Origin of the sequence: Henriciella aquimarina (assembly GCF_002088975.1) — a bacterium.
Taxonomy (GTDB): domain Bacteria; phylum Pseudomonadota; class Alphaproteobacteria; order Caulobacterales; family Hyphomonadaceae; genus Henriciella; species Henriciella aquimarina.
The window spans coordinates 1-18,244 of sequence record NZ_NCST01000044.1 but is presented as its reverse complement, the minus strand read 5'-3'; the positions used below and the strand labels follow the sequence as shown (position 1 = coordinate 18,244).

18 protein-coding genes are annotated in these 18,244 nt (G+C 55.8%); 10 read left to right on the top strand and 8 right to left on the bottom strand.

Annotation, left to right across the window (positions count from 1 at the left end; genetic code table 11):
• Nucleotides 1-2 precede the first annotated feature (2 nt).
• From B8784_RS07215 to B8784_RS07180, 8 genes are all read left to right on the top strand, one after another.
• Nucleotides 3-1,736 carry an ATP-binding cassette domain-containing protein gene (locus tag B8784_RS07215; protein WP_084396974.1) on the top strand — a complete coding sequence of 578 codons (1,734 nt, stop codon included), beginning with the start codon at nt 3-5 and terminating at the stop codon, nt 1,734-1,736.
• Nucleotides 1,733-2,875, top strand: a complete 1,143-nt coding sequence (locus B8784_RS07210; RefSeq protein ID WP_035541835.1) for an ABC transporter permease — start codon at nt 1,733-1,735, stop codon at nt 2,873-2,875. Before B8784_RS07215 ends, B8784_RS07210 begins: the two co-directional genes overlap by 4 nt.
• 4 nt (nt 2,876-2,879) lie before the next feature.
• The gene (locus B8784_RS07205; RefSeq protein WP_035541838.1) at nt 2,880-3,986 is read left to right on the top strand and encodes an ABC transporter permease; all 1,107 of its coding nucleotides are present in this window, start codon (nt 2,880-2,882) and stop codon (nt 3,984-3,986) included.
• A 32-nt stretch (nt 3,987-4,018) separates the two neighbouring features.
• A complete protein-coding gene (locus tag B8784_RS07200; RefSeq protein WP_051625140.1) occupies nt 4,019-4,711 on the top strand; it encodes a DUF6629 family protein in 693 nt (230 codons plus the stop codon).
• Nucleotides 4,712-4,941: 230 nt separating this feature from the next.
• Complete coding sequence (locus tag B8784_RS07195; protein WP_084396971.1) at nt 4,942-6,444, top strand: multicopper oxidase family protein; 1,503 nt, start codon at nt 4,942-4,944, stop codon at nt 6,442-6,444.
• Nucleotides 6,445-6,707: 263 nt separating this feature from the next.
• Nucleotides 6,708-8,486, top strand: coding sequence for a helix-turn-helix domain-containing protein (locus B8784_RS07190; protein ID WP_084396968.1), 1,779 nt, complete (start codon nt 6,708-6,710; stop codon nt 8,484-8,486).
• A 327-nt stretch (nt 8,487-8,813) separates the two neighbouring features.
• The gene (locus B8784_RS07185; protein WP_158085619.1) at nt 8,814-9,209 is read left to right on the top strand and encodes a rhodanese-like domain-containing protein; all 396 of its coding nucleotides are present in this window, start codon (nt 8,814-8,816) and stop codon (nt 9,207-9,209) included.
• 100 nt (nt 9,210-9,309) lie between these two features.
• Nucleotides 9,310-9,588 (top strand): TMEM165/GDT1 family protein, encoded by a 279-nt coding sequence (locus tag B8784_RS07180; RefSeq protein ID WP_035550595.1) that lies wholly within the window; start codon nt 9,310-9,312, stop codon nt 9,586-9,588.
• 129 nt (nt 9,589-9,717) lie between these two features.
• Here B8784_RS07180 and B8784_RS21880 read toward each other — a convergent pair whose 3' ends face one another.
• The 8 genes from B8784_RS21880 to B8784_RS07140 all read right to left on the bottom strand — a co-directional run bounded on the left by B8784_RS21880 (nt 9,718) and on the right by B8784_RS07140 (nt 17,276).
• Nucleotides 9,718-10,575 (bottom strand): Rieske 2Fe-2S domain-containing protein, encoded by an 858-nt coding sequence (locus tag B8784_RS21880; RefSeq protein WP_084396962.1) that lies wholly within the window; start codon nt 10,573-10,575, stop codon nt 9,718-9,720.
• A gap of 45 nt (nt 10,576-10,620) precedes the next feature.
• Nucleotides 10,621-11,142, bottom strand: a complete 522-nt coding sequence (locus B8784_RS07170) for an acyl-CoA thioesterase (protein ID WP_084396959.1) — start codon at nt 11,140-11,142, stop codon at nt 10,621-10,623.
• Nucleotides 11,142-12,077, bottom strand: a complete 936-nt coding sequence (gene arcC, locus B8784_RS07165; RefSeq protein ID WP_084396957.1) for a carbamate kinase — start codon at nt 12,075-12,077, stop codon at nt 11,142-11,144. The genes B8784_RS07170 and arcC overlap by 1 nt, the downstream gene beginning before the upstream one ends.
• Nucleotides 12,078-12,080: 3 nt before the next feature.
• Nucleotides 12,081-13,082, bottom strand: a complete 1,002-nt coding sequence (gene argF, locus B8784_RS07160) for an ornithine carbamoyltransferase (RefSeq protein ID WP_084397018.1) — start codon at nt 13,080-13,082, stop codon at nt 12,081-12,083.
• Between the two features lie 39 nt (nt 13,083-13,121).
• Nucleotides 13,122-14,351, bottom strand: a complete 1,230-nt coding sequence (locus B8784_RS07155; RefSeq protein WP_084396944.1) for an arginine deiminase — start codon at nt 14,349-14,351, stop codon at nt 13,122-13,124.
• Nucleotides 14,352-14,418: 67 nt separating this feature from the next.
• Nucleotides 14,419-15,864 carry a YfcC family protein gene (locus tag B8784_RS07150; protein WP_084396941.1) on the bottom strand — a complete coding sequence of 482 codons (1,446 nt, stop codon included), beginning with the start codon at nt 15,862-15,864 and terminating at the stop codon, nt 14,419-14,421.
• A gap of 16 nt (nt 15,865-15,880) precedes the next feature.
• On the bottom strand, nt 15,881-16,942 hold the full coding sequence (locus tag B8784_RS07145; RefSeq protein ID WP_084396939.1) for an alginate export family protein: 1,062 nt from the start codon (nt 16,940-16,942) through the stop codon (nt 15,881-15,883).
• Complete coding sequence (locus tag B8784_RS07140) at nt 16,932-17,276, bottom strand: hypothetical protein (protein WP_143435345.1); 345 nt, start codon at nt 17,274-17,276, stop codon at nt 16,932-16,934. The genes B8784_RS07145 and B8784_RS07140 overlap by 11 nt, the downstream gene beginning before the upstream one ends.
• A 184-nt stretch (nt 17,277-17,460) precedes the next feature.
• Here B8784_RS07140 and B8784_RS07135 point away from each other — a divergent pair, with 184 nt between their 5' ends.
• Nucleotides 17,461-18,018: a class I SAM-dependent methyltransferase gene (locus B8784_RS07135; RefSeq protein WP_084396933.1), complete on the top strand. Its 558-nt coding sequence runs from the start codon at nt 17,461-17,463 to the stop codon at nt 18,016-18,018.
• On the top strand, nt 17,972-18,244 hold a 273-nt coding region (locus B8784_RS07130), incomplete at its 3' end, for a transposase (protein ID WP_143435342.1). The genes B8784_RS07135 and B8784_RS07130, both read left to right, overlap by 47 nt.

Here is an 18,244-nt window from a genome sequence, read left to right as displayed (position 1 = left end):
GCGTGCCGGGCCCGCTGATCCAGATAGATCAACTCAGCAAGCGCTTTGATAAGGGTGCCCTTGCGGCGCTCGATTCTGTTACGGCCCATGTCAATGCAGGGGAAGTCACTGGTCTGGTTGGTCCCGATGGGGCTGGAAAAACCACATTGCTGCGTCTGATCGCAGGCTTACTGGTTCCCTCAACCGGTAAGATCACTGTCAACGGTCTGGATCCTGTCACGGATAGCGGAGCGGTTCACCGGATTGTGTCCTATATGCCCCAGCGGTTTGGGCTCTACGAAGATCTGAGCGTCCAGGAAAACCTGACGCTGTACGCTGATCTGCGGTCAGTTCTAGGGTCAGACCGCGAAGAGGCCTTCGAGCGGCTTTTGGGATTTACAGGCCTCGCACCTTTTACAAACCGGCTGGCTGGAGCGCTTTCCGGCGGTATGAAGCAAAAGCTTGGCCTTGCCTGCGCCCTCATCAAGAAACCCGACTTGCTGTTGCTTGACGAACCAAGCGTTGGCGTCGATCCGATCTCCCGGCGAGAGCTTTGGCGCATGGTCTATGAACTGGTCGATCAGGGGATTGGCGTCGTCTGGAGCACGGCCTATTTAGATGAAGCTGAACAATGCGCCCGCGTGCTGCTCCTGAATGAAGGCGCCTTGCTTTATGCAGGCTCGCCGCAAGACCTCACAGACCGGGTCGCCGGTCGCACCTACCAGATCCGGCATATCGACACCGATCGCCGCGAAGTCCTAAGCGAAGCAACAAAGCTGGCAACCGTGATTGACGGCGTTATCCAGGGAAGCCGCGTGCGTCTGGTCATGGCCGAAGGTGCCGATCCGCCAAATCTCGCGCCGCTGAACGCGGGCCTAGCAGCTGAAATCTCGCAAATCCCGCCGCGGTTTGAAGATGCCTTCATGGATCTGATCGGCGGTGGATTTCGCGCGACCTCACCTTTTGCCAATCGAGAGGATAGCGCCGAACATACTATGAATCAGGTGGTCGAGGCGCGTGCGCTAACGCGGCGGTTCGGGGATTTCACAGCTGCTGATAATATCAGCTTCGAAGTGGGGCGCGGTGAAATCTTTGGCCTGATTGGACCCAATGGCGCTGGCAAGTCGACCACGTTCAAAATGCTGTGCGGTTTGCTCCAGCCGAGCGAGGGCTCGGCCCGTGTGGTTGGCCTTGATTTGCAAAACGCCCCAAGCAAGGCGCGCGGCCGGATCGGCTATATGGCTCAAAAATTCTCGCTCTATGGCGATCTTAGCGTTCAGCAGAACCTCGATTTTTTTGCTGGTGTTTATGGCCTGACAGGCAAATCCCGCAAAGACGCCATCTCTCAAATGATTGAGACGTTCGGGTTTGCTGACAGGCTGGATGTCAACGCCATGGGGCTGCCGCTTGGCTATAAACAACGCCTGGCGCTCGCCTGCGCGGTTATGCACGAACCGGATGTCCTTTTCCTTGATGAGCCGACATCCGGTGTTGATCCACGCACCCGGCGAGAGTTCTGGACCCATATCAATGCGATGGTCGCCAATGGCGTCACGATCATGGTGACAACGCACTTCCTGGATGAGGCGGAATATTGCGATCGGATGGCGCTTATTTATCGCAGCAAGATGATCGCCAGTGGCTCACCTGATGAGTTGAAAGACCGCGCCCGCGCAAGCGGCATGATGGACCCAACGCTTGAGGACGCGTTCATTGCGCTGGTTGAGCAGAGTGATCGAGAGCGCGAGGCGGGATGAAGGACCGCGAACCCCTTGCGCTGCGGTGGCGACGTCTGACCGGCCTGATCGTAAAGGAGTCGCGCCAGGTTCTGCGCGACCCGAGTTCCGTCTTGATCGCGGGCGTGATGCCGCTCTTGCTTCTCTTCCTGTTCGGCTATGGCGTAACCTTTGATCCACGCCAACTTGATGTCGCATTGGTGGTTGAGCAGCAGTCATCGGAAACTGCGAGCTTCCAAGCCTCGCTTGAAAACTCAACCCTGTTCGAGGTCGAAACGGGCCCGGATCGTCGCCTGTTCGAGCGCGCGCTGACACTTGGCGAATTGGATGGGTTAATCGTACTGCAAGCTGATTTCGCGGAGAAAGCGTTTCGGGCCGAAGGCGCGCCTATTCAGGTTATCGTGGACGGCGGTGATCCGAACACGGCATATCTGGTCAGTGGTTATGTCGAGCTCCTATGGGCCAACTGGCTGGAACAGGAATGGATCAGCCGTGGACGACCGGCCCTGGCGCCAAGTGTGCAGCTGGAACCGCAAGTCTGGTTCAATCCGGAGATTTCGAGCCGAAACTATCTCGTGCCAGGATCGATTGCGATCATTCTGACAACGATTGGCGCGCTCCTCACCGCCCTGGTCGTCGCACGCGAATGGGAGCGTGGCACGATGGAGGCATTGCTCGCGACGCCGGTTGGTATCTTGGAGCTGCTGATTGGCAAACTGGTGCCATACTTCCTGCTCGGGCTGGGCTCCATGGCGCTCGCGGTCATCACAGCCGTGCTTTTGTTCGGCGTGCCGTTTCGGGGTTCGCTCGCCGTGCTCATTCTGTCCTCATCGCTCTTCATGCTGTGCTCGCTCGGTCAGGGCCTTCTGATCTCTACCTTGACCCGCAACCAACTGGTCGCCGCGCAAACCTCAGTTTTAACCGCCTTCCTACCGGCTTTCTATTTTTCGAACTTCGTATTCGAAATTGACAGCATGCCGCTCGCATTGCGCCTGATCAGCTATGGCGTCCCCGCCCGATACTATGTCTCGACCTTGCAAACTGAGTTTCTCGCAGGCGACGTCTGGAGCGTTATCGTTCCGGATCTGATTGGGCTCGGCGTGTTTGCGCTCATCATCTTCGCTCTCACGGCGCTGACCACGCGCACGCGTCTGGAATAGCGGCATGTTTCAACGCATCTGGTCTCTCATTATCAAGGAGCTTCTCGCCAGCGCCCGCGACCCGCAAACTCGCTGGGTCGTGCTGTTTTCGCCGCCTTTCCTTCTGGTGATTTACGCCTTCGCCATCACCCAGGAAATCTCCAGCGTCACGCTCGGCGTGTACACCCAGGATCGCGGCGTCGAGGCGCGAGAACTGATCAGCAGATTCGAGGGTTCACCGACGTTTGAAGAAATTCTCTATCTGCGTCGCGACGCCGATATCGCCGCGGCAATTGATTCTCGTTCGGTCGATTTGGTCTTGAGGATCGGTCCGGACTTTTCCCGGCAATTGGAGCGCGGTGAACCAGCGAACGTACAGCTCATTCTGGATGGCCGCGCCTCCAACGCCGCCCAAATCCTTGCAGGTTATTCTGGGCGGATCGTCCAGGATTTCAACGAAGATCAAGCGACCGCGCTCGGTGTGCCGACCCTCACCAAGGTCGTGACCCGTGTTTGGTACAATCCAAATCTCGATCCGCTTTGGTCAGCCGTACCAGCGCTGTTTGCCGTCCTGACCGCGATTGTCGGGTTCATGGTCTCGGCCCTGTCCATCGCACGCGAGCGCGAACTTGGTACATTCGAGCAGCTGCTTGTGTCGCCGCTCAGGCCAACAGAGATTCTGATCGGCAAGGCGGTGCCGGCTCTGATGATCGCCCTGGCAAGCGCGACAGCAATGCTGATCCTTGGCTGGCTGGTTCTGGATGTTCCCCTGCGCGGGTCTCTGCTTCTGCTTTATGCCAGTATGATCATCTATCTCGCCGCGATCATCGGGATTGGTCTGTTTATCTCTTCGCTCGCAGCAACACAGCAACAGGCGATCATCGGTCTTTTCATCTACATGATGCCAGCTGTCCTATTGTCAGGGTATGCAACCCCGGTCGCCAATATGCCCGATTGGCTCCAAGCTTTGAACGAGTCCAATCCGATCATGCATTTCATCGTGATCAGCAAGGCCGTCTATATGAAGGACGCGCCAGCTGAACTCTTCTTCCACCATACCTGGCCCATGGCGGTTATCGCTGTCGTGACCCTTACCGCAGGCGCCTGGCTGTTTCGCAGGCGCGTGTCCTGACCCAAAATTAAGCAATCAAGAGGACCAAAAATATGTGCCTATCAGCAGAAGTCAGTTTCATCGCCGCCGCAGGGCTTATCCCGGCAGGCGCGCTTAGCATGCGCCAGGCCTGGCGGGGCGACCGGCGTTATTTGCCACTGGCAACCCTGCCACTCCTGTTCGGACTGCAACAGCTTGCTGAAGGCGTTGTCTGGGTTGCCGGCGCCGGCCAGAATACCGAGCTCATTGCCACCGCTTCACTCAGTTATATGTTCTTTTCCTGGCTCGCATGGCCTGTCTGGATCCCGGTCTCGACTTTCGCCTTGGAGCCGGCGAAGCGAAAGCCCTACTTCCTCATATTCGTGATTGTCGGCGCGATGCTCGGCGCCTTGCAATATGTGCCTTACTTCGCGCATGCGGATTGGCTCAACACGCGCTTCCTCTCGCACGTGATCATCTATGAAGGTACTGAGCTGCTGGACTTTGTTGGCCGCCGAGAAGTCACTTATGCAATCTATATATCGGTCGTGATCTTGCCGTTGTTGCTATCATCCGTGCGCGGTGTGCGCATCTTTGGCCTGCTGGCGCTGGGTGTGCTCATCACCACCTATACCTTCTTTGCATACGCCTATGTGTCAGTCTTTTGTTTCGGCGGTGCTTTAATGTCATTCTATCTCGTCTGGATGATGTTCAAGGGCGATGGCGCGCCGCAACGCCGCTTAGAAGGTTCATTCGAGGCCGTATGAGGTCTTAGAGATAACCGCTGGTCCCTCCAATATCGGCCGGGGATTTTGAAGCGCTCATTCGCGAAACAGAAACGCATCACAAATCGTTTTCCGAGGGGGCGCGCGAGATGTCGCGTAATACAAATCAGAAGCTAAAGAACTGGTTTTTGGAGCGCTCCAGAATTTCCGATCGCGTCCACAAGGCCGACACCGTATATCAGTTTGCTCCTTGTCTGAGAGGACCAATACTCATGCCGACAAGAAGACAAACACTCTGGGGACTCGGTGGTGCAGCGGTTGCAACCGTCGGCGGCCTATCCCTGCTATCTAACTTGAGAAGCCATGCGGGGCCCTCAGCATCATCGGTCCAATCCTCCTTCAAACTGCCTGAAATACTTAAAGGAACGCGGAAGGGGGCTGAAACAGTTTATGATCTCCAGCTTCAGACGGGCACCTCGAATTTCTTGGAAGGTTTGCAAACCGAGACAATCGGGATCAATCAACCGTATCTTGGCTCATTGCTTGAGATGCAGTCGGGTGAAAGCGTCAAACTAAATGTCCACAACGCGCTCGATGAAACGGCGACACTTCATTGGCATGGCTTTCACTTGCCAGCGAGGTTCGACGGCAATCCGCATCAGGCAATTGCCCCCGGCGAAACTTGGTCAGCTCAGTTCGTCGTTCGCCAGAGAGGTGGACTCTACTGGTACCATTCGCACGCGCATAAACGCTCAGGCCCGCAAGTCTATCGCGGGCTGGCCGGACCGATCTATGTTCGCGAAGAAGAAAGCGACGCACTGGATTTGCCAAGCGAGTATGGCGTAACCGACCTGCCTTTGATTGTTCAAGATCGCGCCTTCCAGCGTGATGGTCAGCTTATTTATGGCACCTCGATGCATACTTTGATGATGGGTATGCTCGGAGATACGCTTCTCGTGAATGGCGTGATCGACCCTGTATTTGAATATACAACCGACCTGCTTCGGCTGCGCCTCCTGAACGGATCGAACGCCCGCATCTACAGATTTTCATTCAATGATGGTCGCAGCATGCGCCAAATTGCCAGCGATGGCGGTCTGCTAGCGGCACCGGTGCCTCTGACAGATATTATCCTCTCTCCTGGTGAGCGTGCAGAGATTCTCGTTGACCTCAGCAACGGTCAGCCCGCTCAGCTTGTCGCCCATCCAGTCCAGAATTCGATGATGGGCGGGCGCATGATGAGAGGCCGGATGGGCAACCGCCAAATGCGAGGGTCGGGTCCAGAGTTGCCGGTTCTATCGCTGCTGCCAGCGCCTACGCGGCGATCAGCCGAGCCGGTGCCGGGGAAACTGCTACAATTGCCTAGACCCAATCCAGCCACCGCGGTTCGAACGCGCAGATTTGTCATGAACATGCCGATGGGGATGATGGGAGGAGGTTTTACGATCAATGGTAAGACAATGGATATGACCCGGATTGATGAACGGGTAAAACTGGACACCAGCGAAATCTGGCACATTGAGAACACCTCGACGATGGCACACCCATTCCACATCCATGATGTACAATTCAGGATACTTGACCGAAACGGTCGTCCACCGTCGGCGGCCGAAAGCGGGTTGAAGGATACCGTTCTTGTCTCACCTGGCGAAACGGTTCGACTTCTGCTCGCATTTTCCGACTATAGCGACCCAAACACGCCTTACATGTATCACTGCCATATTCTCGAACATGAGGATGCTGGTATGATGGGTCAATTCACCGTGGAAGCCTGACGATGCTTTGGGCCTCACTAATTAACGCTCTTCAATCACAGTGTATAACGCGCTCAGCAAGATCAAAATCGTTTGGATATCTAATCCCGCGAGCAAGGCGATGCTTATCAATAGGGTGAATTTCGGTATGGATAGGGTCTGCATGACATGAAGGCTCCGTTGATCGGGCCGCCCTTCATGGGCAGCCCATGTCACAACGTCGCGTGATATGTTGTGCCAGATATGCGGATGAATTGCGGAAGAGATGCGGAGCACATGCGCCTATGAAGAAACAAAGCTTTGGCGCCGCACTGGGCGCGCTGATTAAGCAAAAACGAACGATCCTTGGTCTGACGCAATTGCAATTGTCTGAAGACGCTTACCAATCGCCGAGCAAGGTCCGTCGCATCAGCGAACTCGAGAGCGGCACGGTCGCGAACCCACATCCCAAGACTATCGATCCATTGATTGTGGCTCTCAAAATCAGTGACGAGGAACTCACCCAGTGCATGCGTGCAAGTGACTTTCAACCGGATGCCGACCTTGAAGACGCCTACCGAAATGCCAGCAACCTGATCGACGCCCTGCTCTATCAGTTCGAACATGACAATCCAGATGCAAGTTTCGGTGAGGTCGACGCGTTTCTAAAGGCCAAGGCGAGAGACTGGCGCGAACTGCGAGACCGCATCCAAACGCTCGAAGGTGCAGAAATCGAACTAACAAGGCTGAAAGACAATGCCACAGCCGCCCTGGAGCAAGGCGACTTTGGGGCAGCTGATGGATATCTCGAACAGGCCGAGGCACTGTGCCAGACTGAACATACGCTGAGCGAGATCCGCAAGCTCGCAGCCATTCGCATCGCGCGCGGTGATGTCAAACTCCTCAGTGGAGATCGCCTGGGCGCTTATGATGCCTATGCGGGCGCAGCAGATTTCTTTTGTGCCTTCGATGTGGATGAATCGGTCATGACTCTGGATGTTGTGGCCAACCGAATCTATGAGGCGGGCCGCCGCTCTTTCGACAGCCATTTCCAGGTCGCTTTAGACCTGCTCGCCAAGGCGACAGAAATCAGGCTTGACCAAGGAAACGAACAATCTGCGGCGCAATTCAATTACAAAGCGGCACTTATCACCCGAAACCAATCGATCAAGGAAAGCCGGGATAAAGCCAGCGACCTCATCGACCGCGCGATCCGTTTGAACCGCGAGGCCAAAGCTGTTCTTGTTCGCGGCGAAGATGCCTTTTTCGCCACGACAACACGGATCAATCTTGGCAACTGCCTGATGGATAAGGGCAAACAGCTCGGGAGTGAGGCAGGGATCATCTATTTTGACGAGGCCATTGCGTTATTTGAAAAAGTGTTGGCGCAAAAAGGGCTTGAACAGGATTTCCCTGAACTCGCATGCCACGCCAGCAACAATCTCGGAACGGCGCATCTCGCAAAATCCGAAAACAACGATCTCGAGGCGCTCAACGCCGCACTCGAATCATTTCGGCGTGCGACAGCACTCAGCGCACATGCCAATCAGCCCGACATTTGGGCTGCGGCTCACGTCAATACCGGCAACGTTTTGGCGAGCTTGTCTGATCTCAACGAGAACGCTGATGAGAAGGCGTTCATGCGCATACAAGCAATTGCTGCCTATTGCGCCGCTATCGAAGTCTATCCGCTGTCTTTCTTTCCCTTTCAGTACGGCCACACCCAATATGGATTGGCGGCGATATTACAGGCTCACGCCATGGCGCTGCAGAACGAATTGACGGAATTGTATCTATTGCGCGCCATCGGCTCCTATGAGGAAGCGTTGAAAGTCTTCTCCAAAGACAGTGATCCACTGATGTGGGCGAGGATCCAGACCTATCTGGGAACCATCTATGCCGCCCATTCAGAGCTCGATGGCACAACCAGCGTTCGCCATGATTGCGAAACCGCCATCGCCCATTTTCAAAAGGCAGCGCGGGTCTTTGAAACTGAGGGCTATCCCGAACAGTTGGCAACATGCTCCCGAGCCGCCAAAACGATGCAGCAAAAGCTGGATTCTGTGCCGTCGTCGGATGTGTAGTGGATCGAACGAGTCTCTCAGAGGCGCAGCGAAAAACTTTTGAGATGGGTCACTCGCCCATCAGTTTTGTGACAAGAGCAACTGTTGTATTGAAGTCCGACATTGGAGATTAGAGCCGGCATCGGAACGCTTTTGAAGACGATTTACAGGGGTTTGATTGCGTTTCGCGTAGTAGCTTAATGTCGAGATGTATATCAAACAGGCGCTTTTAGAGTCGGGGTGAGTTGGGCAGATGAAAAACATATTGTGGAGATACCAATGATGCGGAGTTCACTAATCTATTGCGCGCTCGTGATTTTCGGAGGGGCCGCGTATGCAGATGAACCCATGACCCGCGACGCGGTTGTCGCAGCGGCGAAAGATGGGATCGAATTTGTTGGGAACACATATGTTCAGGAGCGAAAGACCGAAAATCCTGACCTGATATTGATCGATGTGCGAACCGAAGACGAATACGAACTTGGGCATATTCCGGATGCGATCTGGATCCCACGCGGCCGGGTCGAATTTGAAGTCGCCGAAAAAGTACGCGACGCGGAAACCGAAATCATTGTTTACTGCAAGACCGGAAGTCGAGCAGCGCTCGTCAAAAAAGCGCTCGATGCGCAAGGATACCAAAGCGTTGTCGCTCATGAAGGGTTTGAGACCTGGGCGCAGGCCGGCCAGCCCCTGGAGAATGATCTGGGCGTGCTGCAGCTCATTGAAAGCAAAACCGAGGAATGATCGTGTGTCGCTGCGCCCTTCCGGCAAAACCAGAAATCGCTGTAACTGCCCGTCACCCTAGCTGACGGGATCAATCACGCCATTAGGAAACAAGCGTAAAATGACAGCCTTCTTCACAGTGTTTGTAACCGTTTTCTTGGCTGAGCTGGGAGACAAGACCCAGCTGGCGACATTGCTATTTGCATCGGACGGCGATCGGAACAAATGGTTTGTGTTCTTTGCCGCCACTGCCGCATTGACCGCTTCTACGGCGATCGCCGTCATGTTAGGAGCCGCCGCAGAGCGCTGGCTAAGCATGCTGCCATTGAAGATGATTGCAGGCTTGGGATTTGTCGCGATCGGCGCCTGGATGATCCTCGGTCACTTTCAGCGCGCGTGAAAACGCGATTGCTGACCAAGCAAAGAACGCCACGGATTTTAGCGCGAGCATATGGTTTCGTACTCGATCCGGAAAATGTGAGACTTCCCATTTCGCACTCACTTCAAATGCTGATGCGCACCCTGAGGTTCAGTCTAAATAGAGCTTGCCGTTGCGTTCTATCAGTCGCGGTGCCTGCGCTAGGTCATTGCACTTTGCGCCGATGTTTTGACCCGTGGCAACATCAAACCTGTAACCGTGCCATGGGCAGGTGATGTTGCCGTGTTCATCAAGTTTGGCCTCATTTAGGGGGCCGAGCATGTGAGGGCAGATGGCGCTATGAACGATCCACTCATCGCGCCATCGCCGCACACAGAAACGACCGGCTTGTGTCTCAACCAAATGAGTTCCGAGCGGGTCCAGCTCAGATACATCCCCCACCAAAACAGACGCTAAACCTGGCGGTTCATCGCGCCGCGCCATCCGATCATCCAACGCAGATTGTCGCCCTGACATTAAGCCAAGGTCTTCATCGTACAAAACGCGATACTGATCTGTCAGATAGTTCAGAACGAAGTCGGCAACGGATTTGTCCGCAGGCGCTTCGGGTAAATAGAACCGGACATCGACTTCTATCTCATCGCCATAGAGTTCTGTCGCCTGCGTATGGATTTCGGTCCCTGTTCCCATTCCGGAAAACACCGTGGATACCCAATAGTGTCTGGTCTCATCAATGATGAGGTCCAAAAGCTGATAATCACCGCCGCCAGGAAGTCCGATCTTTGCGCGCCACCCCCAGGGGCCCTTGCTGATCAGATCGATCGACGCGAATGACGAGGCGTGAACATAAGGAAGATGCTCCCAATCATGCGCATTCTCCATCATTCGGGCCATATTCACCGGCAGACGGCGCACATAGTTTCCGAGAAAGTGGAGGTCCGCGACACGGTCATAGCTCACGCTGTTCGGGCGAGACGCACATAGATCTTTTTCGGTTTCTGTGAGCATGGCAACGGGCCTTCTGAATAGGTGTTCGGACAATCGATAGTGTTCCTAAAACAGGAGTCTAGAGCGCAGATCAGCATCTGCTAAGAGCTGGCGTTCTACATGTTGATCAACCCGATATTGGTCGCGGAAAATATCTGGCATGCGAACCGGTCTACCCGTGGAGAGCGCGATGCAGGCATAATTGGATGCGCCCAGCAAAAGCGTCGTGTCATCAGAACGCCGCAGGATCTGAAACGCGCGGCTGGCTCTTAATCGTCCATCGTTTTGTGTCACCCAGTTGGCAATAATGACCTCATCGCCGAGGCGCGCGGGATGCTGATAGAGCAATTTTGTTTCCCGAACCGCCATTCCGCGGTCGAGCGTGACACACGCCTCCGCGGGCAGCCCCACTGCAGCCGAGTGCGCCGCCGCGCAGTCATTCATCCATTTCAGGTACACCGCATTATTGACGTGATTGAAGGCGTCAATATCAGCATCCGAGGCGGTTACTTCTATCGCGAACGCCTCCGGAAGCAGAAGCTTTGGCAGCGCGCCGCGAACAGATTTTGTAACGACATCCGAACGCATCACTCAGACACTTCGCTGATGCCATGGATTGACTTGCTAACAATCGTGCCAGCTGCGCCGGCAACGATCGCTTCGATATCTTTTAGCGCCCCTATTGCTGCTCTGGCGCCGGTTTGGCGCGCAAAAGAGCTTGCTGCGGTGACCTTCGGCCCCATCGATCCCGCAGGAAACTCATAGGCGTTAAGTGCATCGGGCGAAGCTTCAAGAATGCGCCGCTGCGAAGACTTGCCCCAGTCGGTGTAAACCCCATCGACATCTGTCGCCATCACGAACAGATCAGCGCCCAGCTCGCGCGCCAGCAACTCGCTGGCAAAGTCCTTATCAATCACAGCCTCGATCCCCTGAAGAGCGCCTGTGCCGGTGCGCTGCGTCGGGATTCCACCGCCGCCCGCACAAATGACCACCGCCCCGCGATCCAGCACCCATCGAATAGGTTCAAGCTCGAGAATTCGCCGCGGCGCCGGCGATGGCACAACGCGGCGCCAATCCTTGCCATCGGCTTTCACGGACCAACCCTTCTGTGCCGCCAGACGCTCCGCTTCGTCCCGGGAATAGATGGGTCCAACAAACTTGCTCGGGCTTTCGAAGGCTGGATCAGAGGCGTCAACTTCAATCATTGTCAGCAGCGTGGCGACTTCTTTGCGCTCTGGCAGCAAATTGCGCAGTTCACGCTCGATGACATATCCGATCATACCTTCCGTCTCAGCCCCGAGCACATCCAGAGGAAAGGCTTCATCCGGTTTGTAGGCCGCGCCTTGCAGGGCCAACAGGCCGACCTGAGGGCCATTGCCATGAGAGATAATGAGCTCATGGTCACGTGCCAGAGGCGCTAACGCGCTTGCCGCAATCTTTACATTTGCGCGCTGGTTGGCGACGGTCAGGGGTTCGCCGCGTTTCAGCAGCGCATTTCCACCAAGAGCAACGACAATTCGCATTGCCTAACCTCCCAGCGTCGCGACGAGTATCGCCTTGATCGTGTGTAGCCGGTTCTCTGCCTGCTCGAATTGAATGCCGGCAGGCGATTCAAAAACCGCTTCCGTCACCTCCATTTCTGCGATTCCGAATTTGCTGAGCATCTCGCGGCCAACTTCGGTTTCGGCATTATGAAAAGCTGGAAGACAGTGCATGAATTTGGTGGTCGCCTTACCCGTCGCCGCCATCAAATCAGTATTGACCTGATAGGGCTTGAGCAGTTTTATCCGCTCTTGCCAAACACTGTCCGGTTCGCCCATCGAGACCCAGACATCGGTGTTTATGAAATCACACCCTTTCACCGCCTCTTGAGCATCTTCGGTTAGCGTCAGCCGCGCGCCCGACGAAGCGGCCAGAGCTTTTGCCGCGCTCAAATATTCCTCGCCAGGCCAGTTCTCACGCGGCGCGCCGATACGGACATCCATGCCCATCAGGCAGCCTGCGACCATCAAGGAATGACCCATATTGCTTCGGGCGTCGCCGACAAAAGCGTAAGAGATATCGGTGAGCGGTTTGTCAGCATGCTCGCGCATCGTCATCAGATCAGCCAGCATTTGGGTCGGGTGCCATTCGTCGGTCAGGCCATTAAACACCGGCACACCCGAATACTCTGCCAGCGTCTCGACAATGTCTTGCGAGAACCCGCGATATTCGATGGCGTCATACATGTGCCCGAGCACGCGAGCTGTATCCTTGATCGATTCCTTTTTGCCAATGTGCGACCCCGACGGCCCAAGGTAGGTGACCCCTGCCCCCTGATCCATAGACGCGACCTCGAAGGCGCACATGGTGCGCGTCGAAGCCTTCTCGAAGATCAGGCAGATGTTTTTGCCCTTCAGGCTTTGATGCTCAATGCCCGAATATTTCGCCCGCTTCAGATCCCGCGAAAGATCCAGCAAATAGCGTACGGCGCGTTGATCAAAGTCGAGCAGTTTCAGGAAACTGCGCCCTTGAAGATTATAAGCCATCATATGTCCTTGTTTAAATTTGGGTTCAGCAATTGAACTCTAAAAATCGACTGGGTCGCGCCAGACCGGACAGGTCATGCAATGACCGCCGCCCCGGCCGCGCCCAAGCTCAGACCCCCGGATTGTGATCACTTCGATACCGGCTTTGCGCAGCAACGTGTTGGTCGAGGTGTTGCGGTCATAAGCGACAACCACGCCAGGCTCGAGGGCGACGACATTGTTGCCATCATCCCATTGCTCTCGCTCCTGATTGTAGGCATCCCCGCCAGTCTGAACGATATTGAGTTTTTTGAGCCCTAAAGCCTCGGCCGCAATCGCAAACAGGTGCCGCGTTTCTTGCTCGACACAGACACGATCAGGCTTGTCGCAAGGGCGTAGCGTATAGCATTGAATCTGATCGCAGACCTCGACAAAAGCGGTGGCGACATCGCGGTCGCAGTGAGAGAAAACCGTATCGAGATGCATGGCGCTGCGGGCTCGCGGCATTTGGCAAGCAATGACCTGCGTTGCCGCTTCGTTGTTAAAAAGGGCGCGCGCCACCTGCCCAACGGCCTGCGGCGAGGTGCGCTCGCCCATGCCGATCAGCACAGTGCCATTGCCCCATGGCATAACATCGCCGCCCTCCAGCGTCGCCGGGCCGTGATCGGTATCCGGATCGCCCCACCAGACTTTGAAGTCACCGCCTGAAAAGGCAGGGTGAAATTTATAGACAGCGGCCACCAGCAGGGTTTCCGGCCGTCTGGCTGGCCAGAACATCGGATTTAACGTCAGGCCATTGCCGATCCAGCAACTATTATCGCGCGGAAACTGCGTATTAGGGAGCGGCGGAATCACAAAACCATCGGGCCCCAAATAGCTGCCAAACATGTCTTTGGCCTTAAACGGCAGATCATGAACTGCGATCCCGCCGACCAGAAACACCGCCAATTGATAGGGGGCGAGCTCAGACAGCCAGGCCCGCAAATCCTCAAGCATGCCAACGCCAACCTGGTCTTCGGTAATCCGCCGATCGAGGATCCATTCGCGCGCTTCCGGCATCGCGACAATCTCACTCAGCAGATCGTGAAACTCATAGACTTCAACCCCGCGATTGCTCATCTTCATGCGAAAATCAGCATGATCGGTCTTCGCCTCCTGAACCCAGAGGACGTCATCATAAAGCAAAGCGTCGGCATTGGCCGGCGTCAGCCTCGAATGCGCAAGGCCGGGCTGGCAGGTAATGACTTTGCGCAGTTTTCCGATTTCGGAATGTACACCGAAGCCTGTCATGAGAAGTGTCCTTTCACGGGCGGTTTGAGATGAAGCGTGGCTTGCAATGGAATTGGCGCCGCCACGCTCAGTTGAGCAGGGTCGCAATACTGAGCGACCCCATGATCAGAATGACGAGCACGAGCAGAAGCGGCCACATGAAGCGCAGCCAGCGCTGATACGGCACCCCGCCAATCGCAAGGGCACCCATGACAACGGCAAAGGTCGGATTGATTAGGTTCACAAGCCCATTGGCCGATTGATAGGCAGTGACAACAAGCGAGCGGTCGACATCAGAAAAATCAGCAAGCGGGGCCATGATCGGCATACTCAAAACCGCGAGTCCGGAAGATGAGGGCACCAGGAAAGAGAGACCGAGCTCAATTCCAAACATAGTATTGATGAAGCCGATCGGGCCAAGCCCGCTCAGGGCGCCTTCGCCCGCATGCAGGATCGTATCGGTCATCTTACCGGCATCCATGATCACGACGATCCCGCGCGCGATGCCAATGATAAGAGCGACGCCGAGCAGATCTTTTGCACCTGCCATGAATGCGTCGATGAAGCCTTCCTCTCCCATCCAGCCGGCAACGCCAACAAGGATGGAAGCGGCAATAAACAGTGCAGACATCTTGTCCATCCACCAGCCTTGTGAAGAGACACCCCAAATCATGATGGCAAAGGTCGCAGCAAATATGATCAGGGTCAGAATTTGTGATCTTGAAAGCGGCGCATTCGGATCGTGACCATCGCCCTTGAACCGGCCAGCGATTTCATCTGACTTGTCGGCAATGATCGATTTCGAGGGGTTCGCTCTCACCTTAAGTGCGTAGCGCATCACATAGGCCGAACATATCGCCCAGCCGGTCACGAGAATGAAGAGCCGCAAGCCCAGGCCGTCGGTAAACGGAACCCCGGCGGCGTTAGAAGCGATGACGGTTGCGAACGGATTAATCGTCGACCCGAGGACGCCGACCCCAGCCCCAAGAAGGATCACCGCGACAGCGACGACCGCGTCAAACCGCGCCGCAAGCATGACCGGGATCAGGAGCCCGTAGAAGGCAAGCGATTCCTCGGCCATGCCATAGGTCGTACCGCCTGCGGCGAAGAAGGCCATCAGGATCGGGATCATCCAGATCTCCCGTCCTTTCAAGGCCGACATGGCGCGCTCGATCGCGTGATCAATGGCACCGGTTCGGGTTACGACGCCGAGAAAACCACCAATGATGATAACGAAGAGCGCGACATCGATCGCCTGCGCTTCATAGCTATCTGGATTATAGAACCCGCCAATCGGAGCGAGAAAAATATCGACAAGGCCTTGCGGGTTCGCGTCGACAGTTTCGTATGTTCCAGGGACCGGGACTTCGCGGCCAAGCTCAGTGTTTTCAACACGCTCATATTGCCCGGCCGGAACAAACCAGGTGCCAAGGGCCACCAAAGCGATCAGCGCGAACAGGATTGTATAAGCGGTTGGAAACTTGAAGCCCTTCGAAGAGGCTGGCGTGTCTTTCGTTTGGAGCGTATCGGACATGTCTTTAACCCCTCTTTCAGAACGCGACGGATGCGTAGAACATGATGTGAGACCAGGTCTTGTCGCCGCCGGTAAACTGTTCAGCGCCGTCGCCCGGGATCATCACAGCAGCAACGGCTGACAAGAACAGCCGGTCGGTCGCTTGCCAGTCCAAGAAAACATCAATCTCGTCGCCGAAAGCCTCATCGCTCACCCCGATCTGACCAGGTTCATCCAGTGTGAAGTTCAGCCAGGACGCAGTCACCGACACTGAGTCGGTCAGCGTGGCGGAGCCTTTGATCATATGAGTTTTCTGGTTAGAGTTTCCGAAAATCCAATTGCCGGTAATCTCGCCCTGATACCATTGGCCATAATCGGTGAAACCATAGGCGAGCGGCACAAATTCCTCATTCTGAGGCGTTGTTGGATCGTCGCCGGTGACAACCGCATAACGATAGGTGAGTGTCGGCTCGAAGCGTAGGTCTTCCAAGGCGTAGTCGCCTTGGAGATACCAGCCATTGCCTTCATAGAAACTGGCTCCGTCCTGCAGAGCGTATTCTCCTGATAAGGTGAAACGATCAGTGACATTGACTGCGGCGCGCACATCATAGGTTTTCAGCTCTTCGGCCGTGTTCGCCGTCACCGGGTCATCGAAATGAGCGACCTCGATATAGGTCGCACCAATTGAAGCGCGCTCGGAGACATCGTATTCGGCGTTAACACCGCCGACATGCGCCTTGATGCCGCCGCGGCCGGGATTGTTGCCGAGCCAGAAGCCTTCGAGCAGAAGCTCCCCTTTCTGAAGGCGAACCAGGCCGCTGCTGCGAGAAGCAGACCGGGCGCCGAGATAGAAGCCTCCCCGATCGCCGCCATCGCGCCCACCGTCCTTGATCAGGAAACCGGTGCCGATTTCATAATCGAAGTCACCCCCGACAATTTCAAAGAAATCATCTCCGCCGAGATCGGTTTTCCATCCGACATAGAGTTTTTCGAGGGTGGCCTTGCCCGGATCGTCGATCCCTGCAGCGAAGCCGTCTGCGCTCTCACCATAAGTCTTGGTCGCGACGCCAGATATGCCAGCTGAGACCTCACCGCCCAATACATTTTTCAGGGGTTAGATATAGCTGGGGCTCAATCGCGAATTCGGCCCAACTGTTGGTGTCGACGCCGATATTGGCCTCGGGCTCGCCAAACCAGGGATTACTCTGTGCGAAAGCCGCTGTGGCTGCGTCAAGACCGACATCAATCGCGACATCTTCGCTATCATAGAGATTGATCTGTGCCGCAGCTGGAATGGCTAAGATACTTATCGTGGCGACCCCAAGCAGGGCGGCCCTGGCGATACGATAGCGCGCCGGCAGCGCCAGCACGGTTTGTTTAATCTGCGAGCATGGGCGCGACAATGCCATGCGGGATACCGTTGAGCGTCTCATGGGCGAAATCCTCCAATGTGTTTGGGTCGAAGGCTGCCGCGAATGAGACGCAAGCAGTCTAAGAGCTGATACGGCTTAGACGGCGCGTTCCCTCAATCATTACACTTGACGCTGCAGAGACCTCGCGTCCCTGGCCGTTGAAACGTTCAAGACGGTCACGGCTTCGCAGCCCTAAAACCGCTCCATGACAAAGTCCCCGACCCCTGATTTCACCCCTGCTCTCGGCCCTCGCGGTTCGATCGGTCTTTATGACCATGTCATCGCGCTTCTGACCCGCGAGAAACAATGGCGCGCAAAGCTATTGGCAGCGCTCGCGCCCGAAAATGGGGAAACCATTGTCGATATTGGCGCCGGGACAGCGAGCATGGCGATCCTGATCAAAACCAAGCGCCCAGGCGTCCGCATGATCGCCCTTGATCCGGATCCGGACATTCGGCTCATCGCTGAAAAGAAAGCGGCGAAAGCTGGCACCGATTTAGAGTTTATAACTGCATTGGGGGATGCCGAAATCGATGATCAGCTTGCGCCAGGAACTGCTGACAAAGTTTTAACCAGTCTTGTTCTCCACCAATGCCCGATCCCAGTAAAAAAGAGCATTCTCGCGAGTGCCTTTCGCCTGTTGAAACCTGGCGGCATGCTATTGATTGAACCGCGCCGGGTTTGCCGGAGGCCATTTTCATTGAGAGAGTGGTTTTATGACAGACAGGAAGCAGAGACATCCTTACTCGCCAGAGGTGCGTGAGCGAGCCATTCGGATGGTGATGGAGCATGGCGGGGAGTACCCGTCGCAATGGGCAGCGATCGTCTCGATTGCCGGCAAGATCGGGTGCGTGCCGCAGACGCTGCATGGCTGGGTGGCGCAGGCCGAGCGGGATGCCGGCAAGCGGGCGGGACCAAGCACCGAAGAGCGCGAGCGGATCAAGATGCTTGAGCGCGAAGTGAAGGAGCTTCGCCAGGCGAACGAGATT

Coding starts and splice junctions, on each gene's coding strand:
- B8784_RS07210 (WP_035541835.1), top strand. CDS start 1,733: ATGAAGGACCGCGAACCCCTTGCGCTGCGGTGGCGACGTCTGACCGGC.
- B8784_RS07205 (WP_035541838.1), top strand. CDS start 2,880: ATGTTTCAACGCATCTGGTCTCTCATTATCAAGGAGCTTCTCGCCAGC.
- B8784_RS07200 (WP_051625140.1), top strand. CDS start 4,019: ATGTGCCTATCAGCAGAAGTCAGTTTCATCGCCGCCGCAGGGCTTATC.
- B8784_RS07195 (WP_084396971.1), top strand. CDS start 4,942: ATGCCGACAAGAAGACAAACACTCTGGGGACTCGGTGGTGCAGCGGTT.
- B8784_RS07190 (WP_084396968.1), top strand. CDS start 6,708: ATGAAGAAACAAAGCTTTGGCGCCGCACTGGGCGCGCTGATTAAGCAA.
- B8784_RS07185 (WP_158085619.1), top strand. CDS start 8,814: ATGACCCGCGACGCGGTTGTCGCAGCGGCGAAAGATGGGATCGAATTT.
- B8784_RS07180 (WP_035550595.1), top strand. CDS start 9,310: ATGACAGCCTTCTTCACAGTGTTTGTAACCGTTTTCTTGGCTGAGCTG.
- B8784_RS21880 (WP_084396962.1), bottom strand. CDS start 10,575: ATGCTCACAGAAACCGAAAAAGATCTATGTGCGTCTCGCCCGAACAGC.
- B8784_RS07170 (WP_084396959.1), bottom strand. CDS start 11,142: ATGCGTTCGGATGTCGTTACAAAATCTGTTCGCGGCGCGCTGCCAAAG.
- arcC (WP_084396957.1), bottom strand. CDS start 12,077: ATGCGAATTGTCGTTGCTCTTGGTGGAAATGCGCTGCTGAAACGCGGC.
- argF (WP_084397018.1), bottom strand. CDS start 13,082: ATGGCTTATAATCTTCAAGGGCGCAGTTTCCTGAAACTGCTCGACTTT.
- B8784_RS07155 (WP_084396944.1), bottom strand. CDS start 14,351: ATGACAGGCTTCGGTGTACATTCCGAAATCGGAAAACTGCGCAAAGTC.
- B8784_RS07150 (WP_084396941.1), bottom strand. CDS start 15,864: ATGTCCGATACGCTCCAAACGAAAGACACGCCAGCCTCTTCGAAGGGC.
- B8784_RS07140 (WP_143435345.1), bottom strand. CDS start 17,276: ATGAGACGCTCAACGGTATCCCGCATGGCATTGTCGCGCCCATGCTCG.
- B8784_RS07135 (WP_084396933.1), top strand. CDS start 17,461: ATGACAAAGTCCCCGACCCCTGATTTCACCCCTGCTCTCGGCCCTCGC.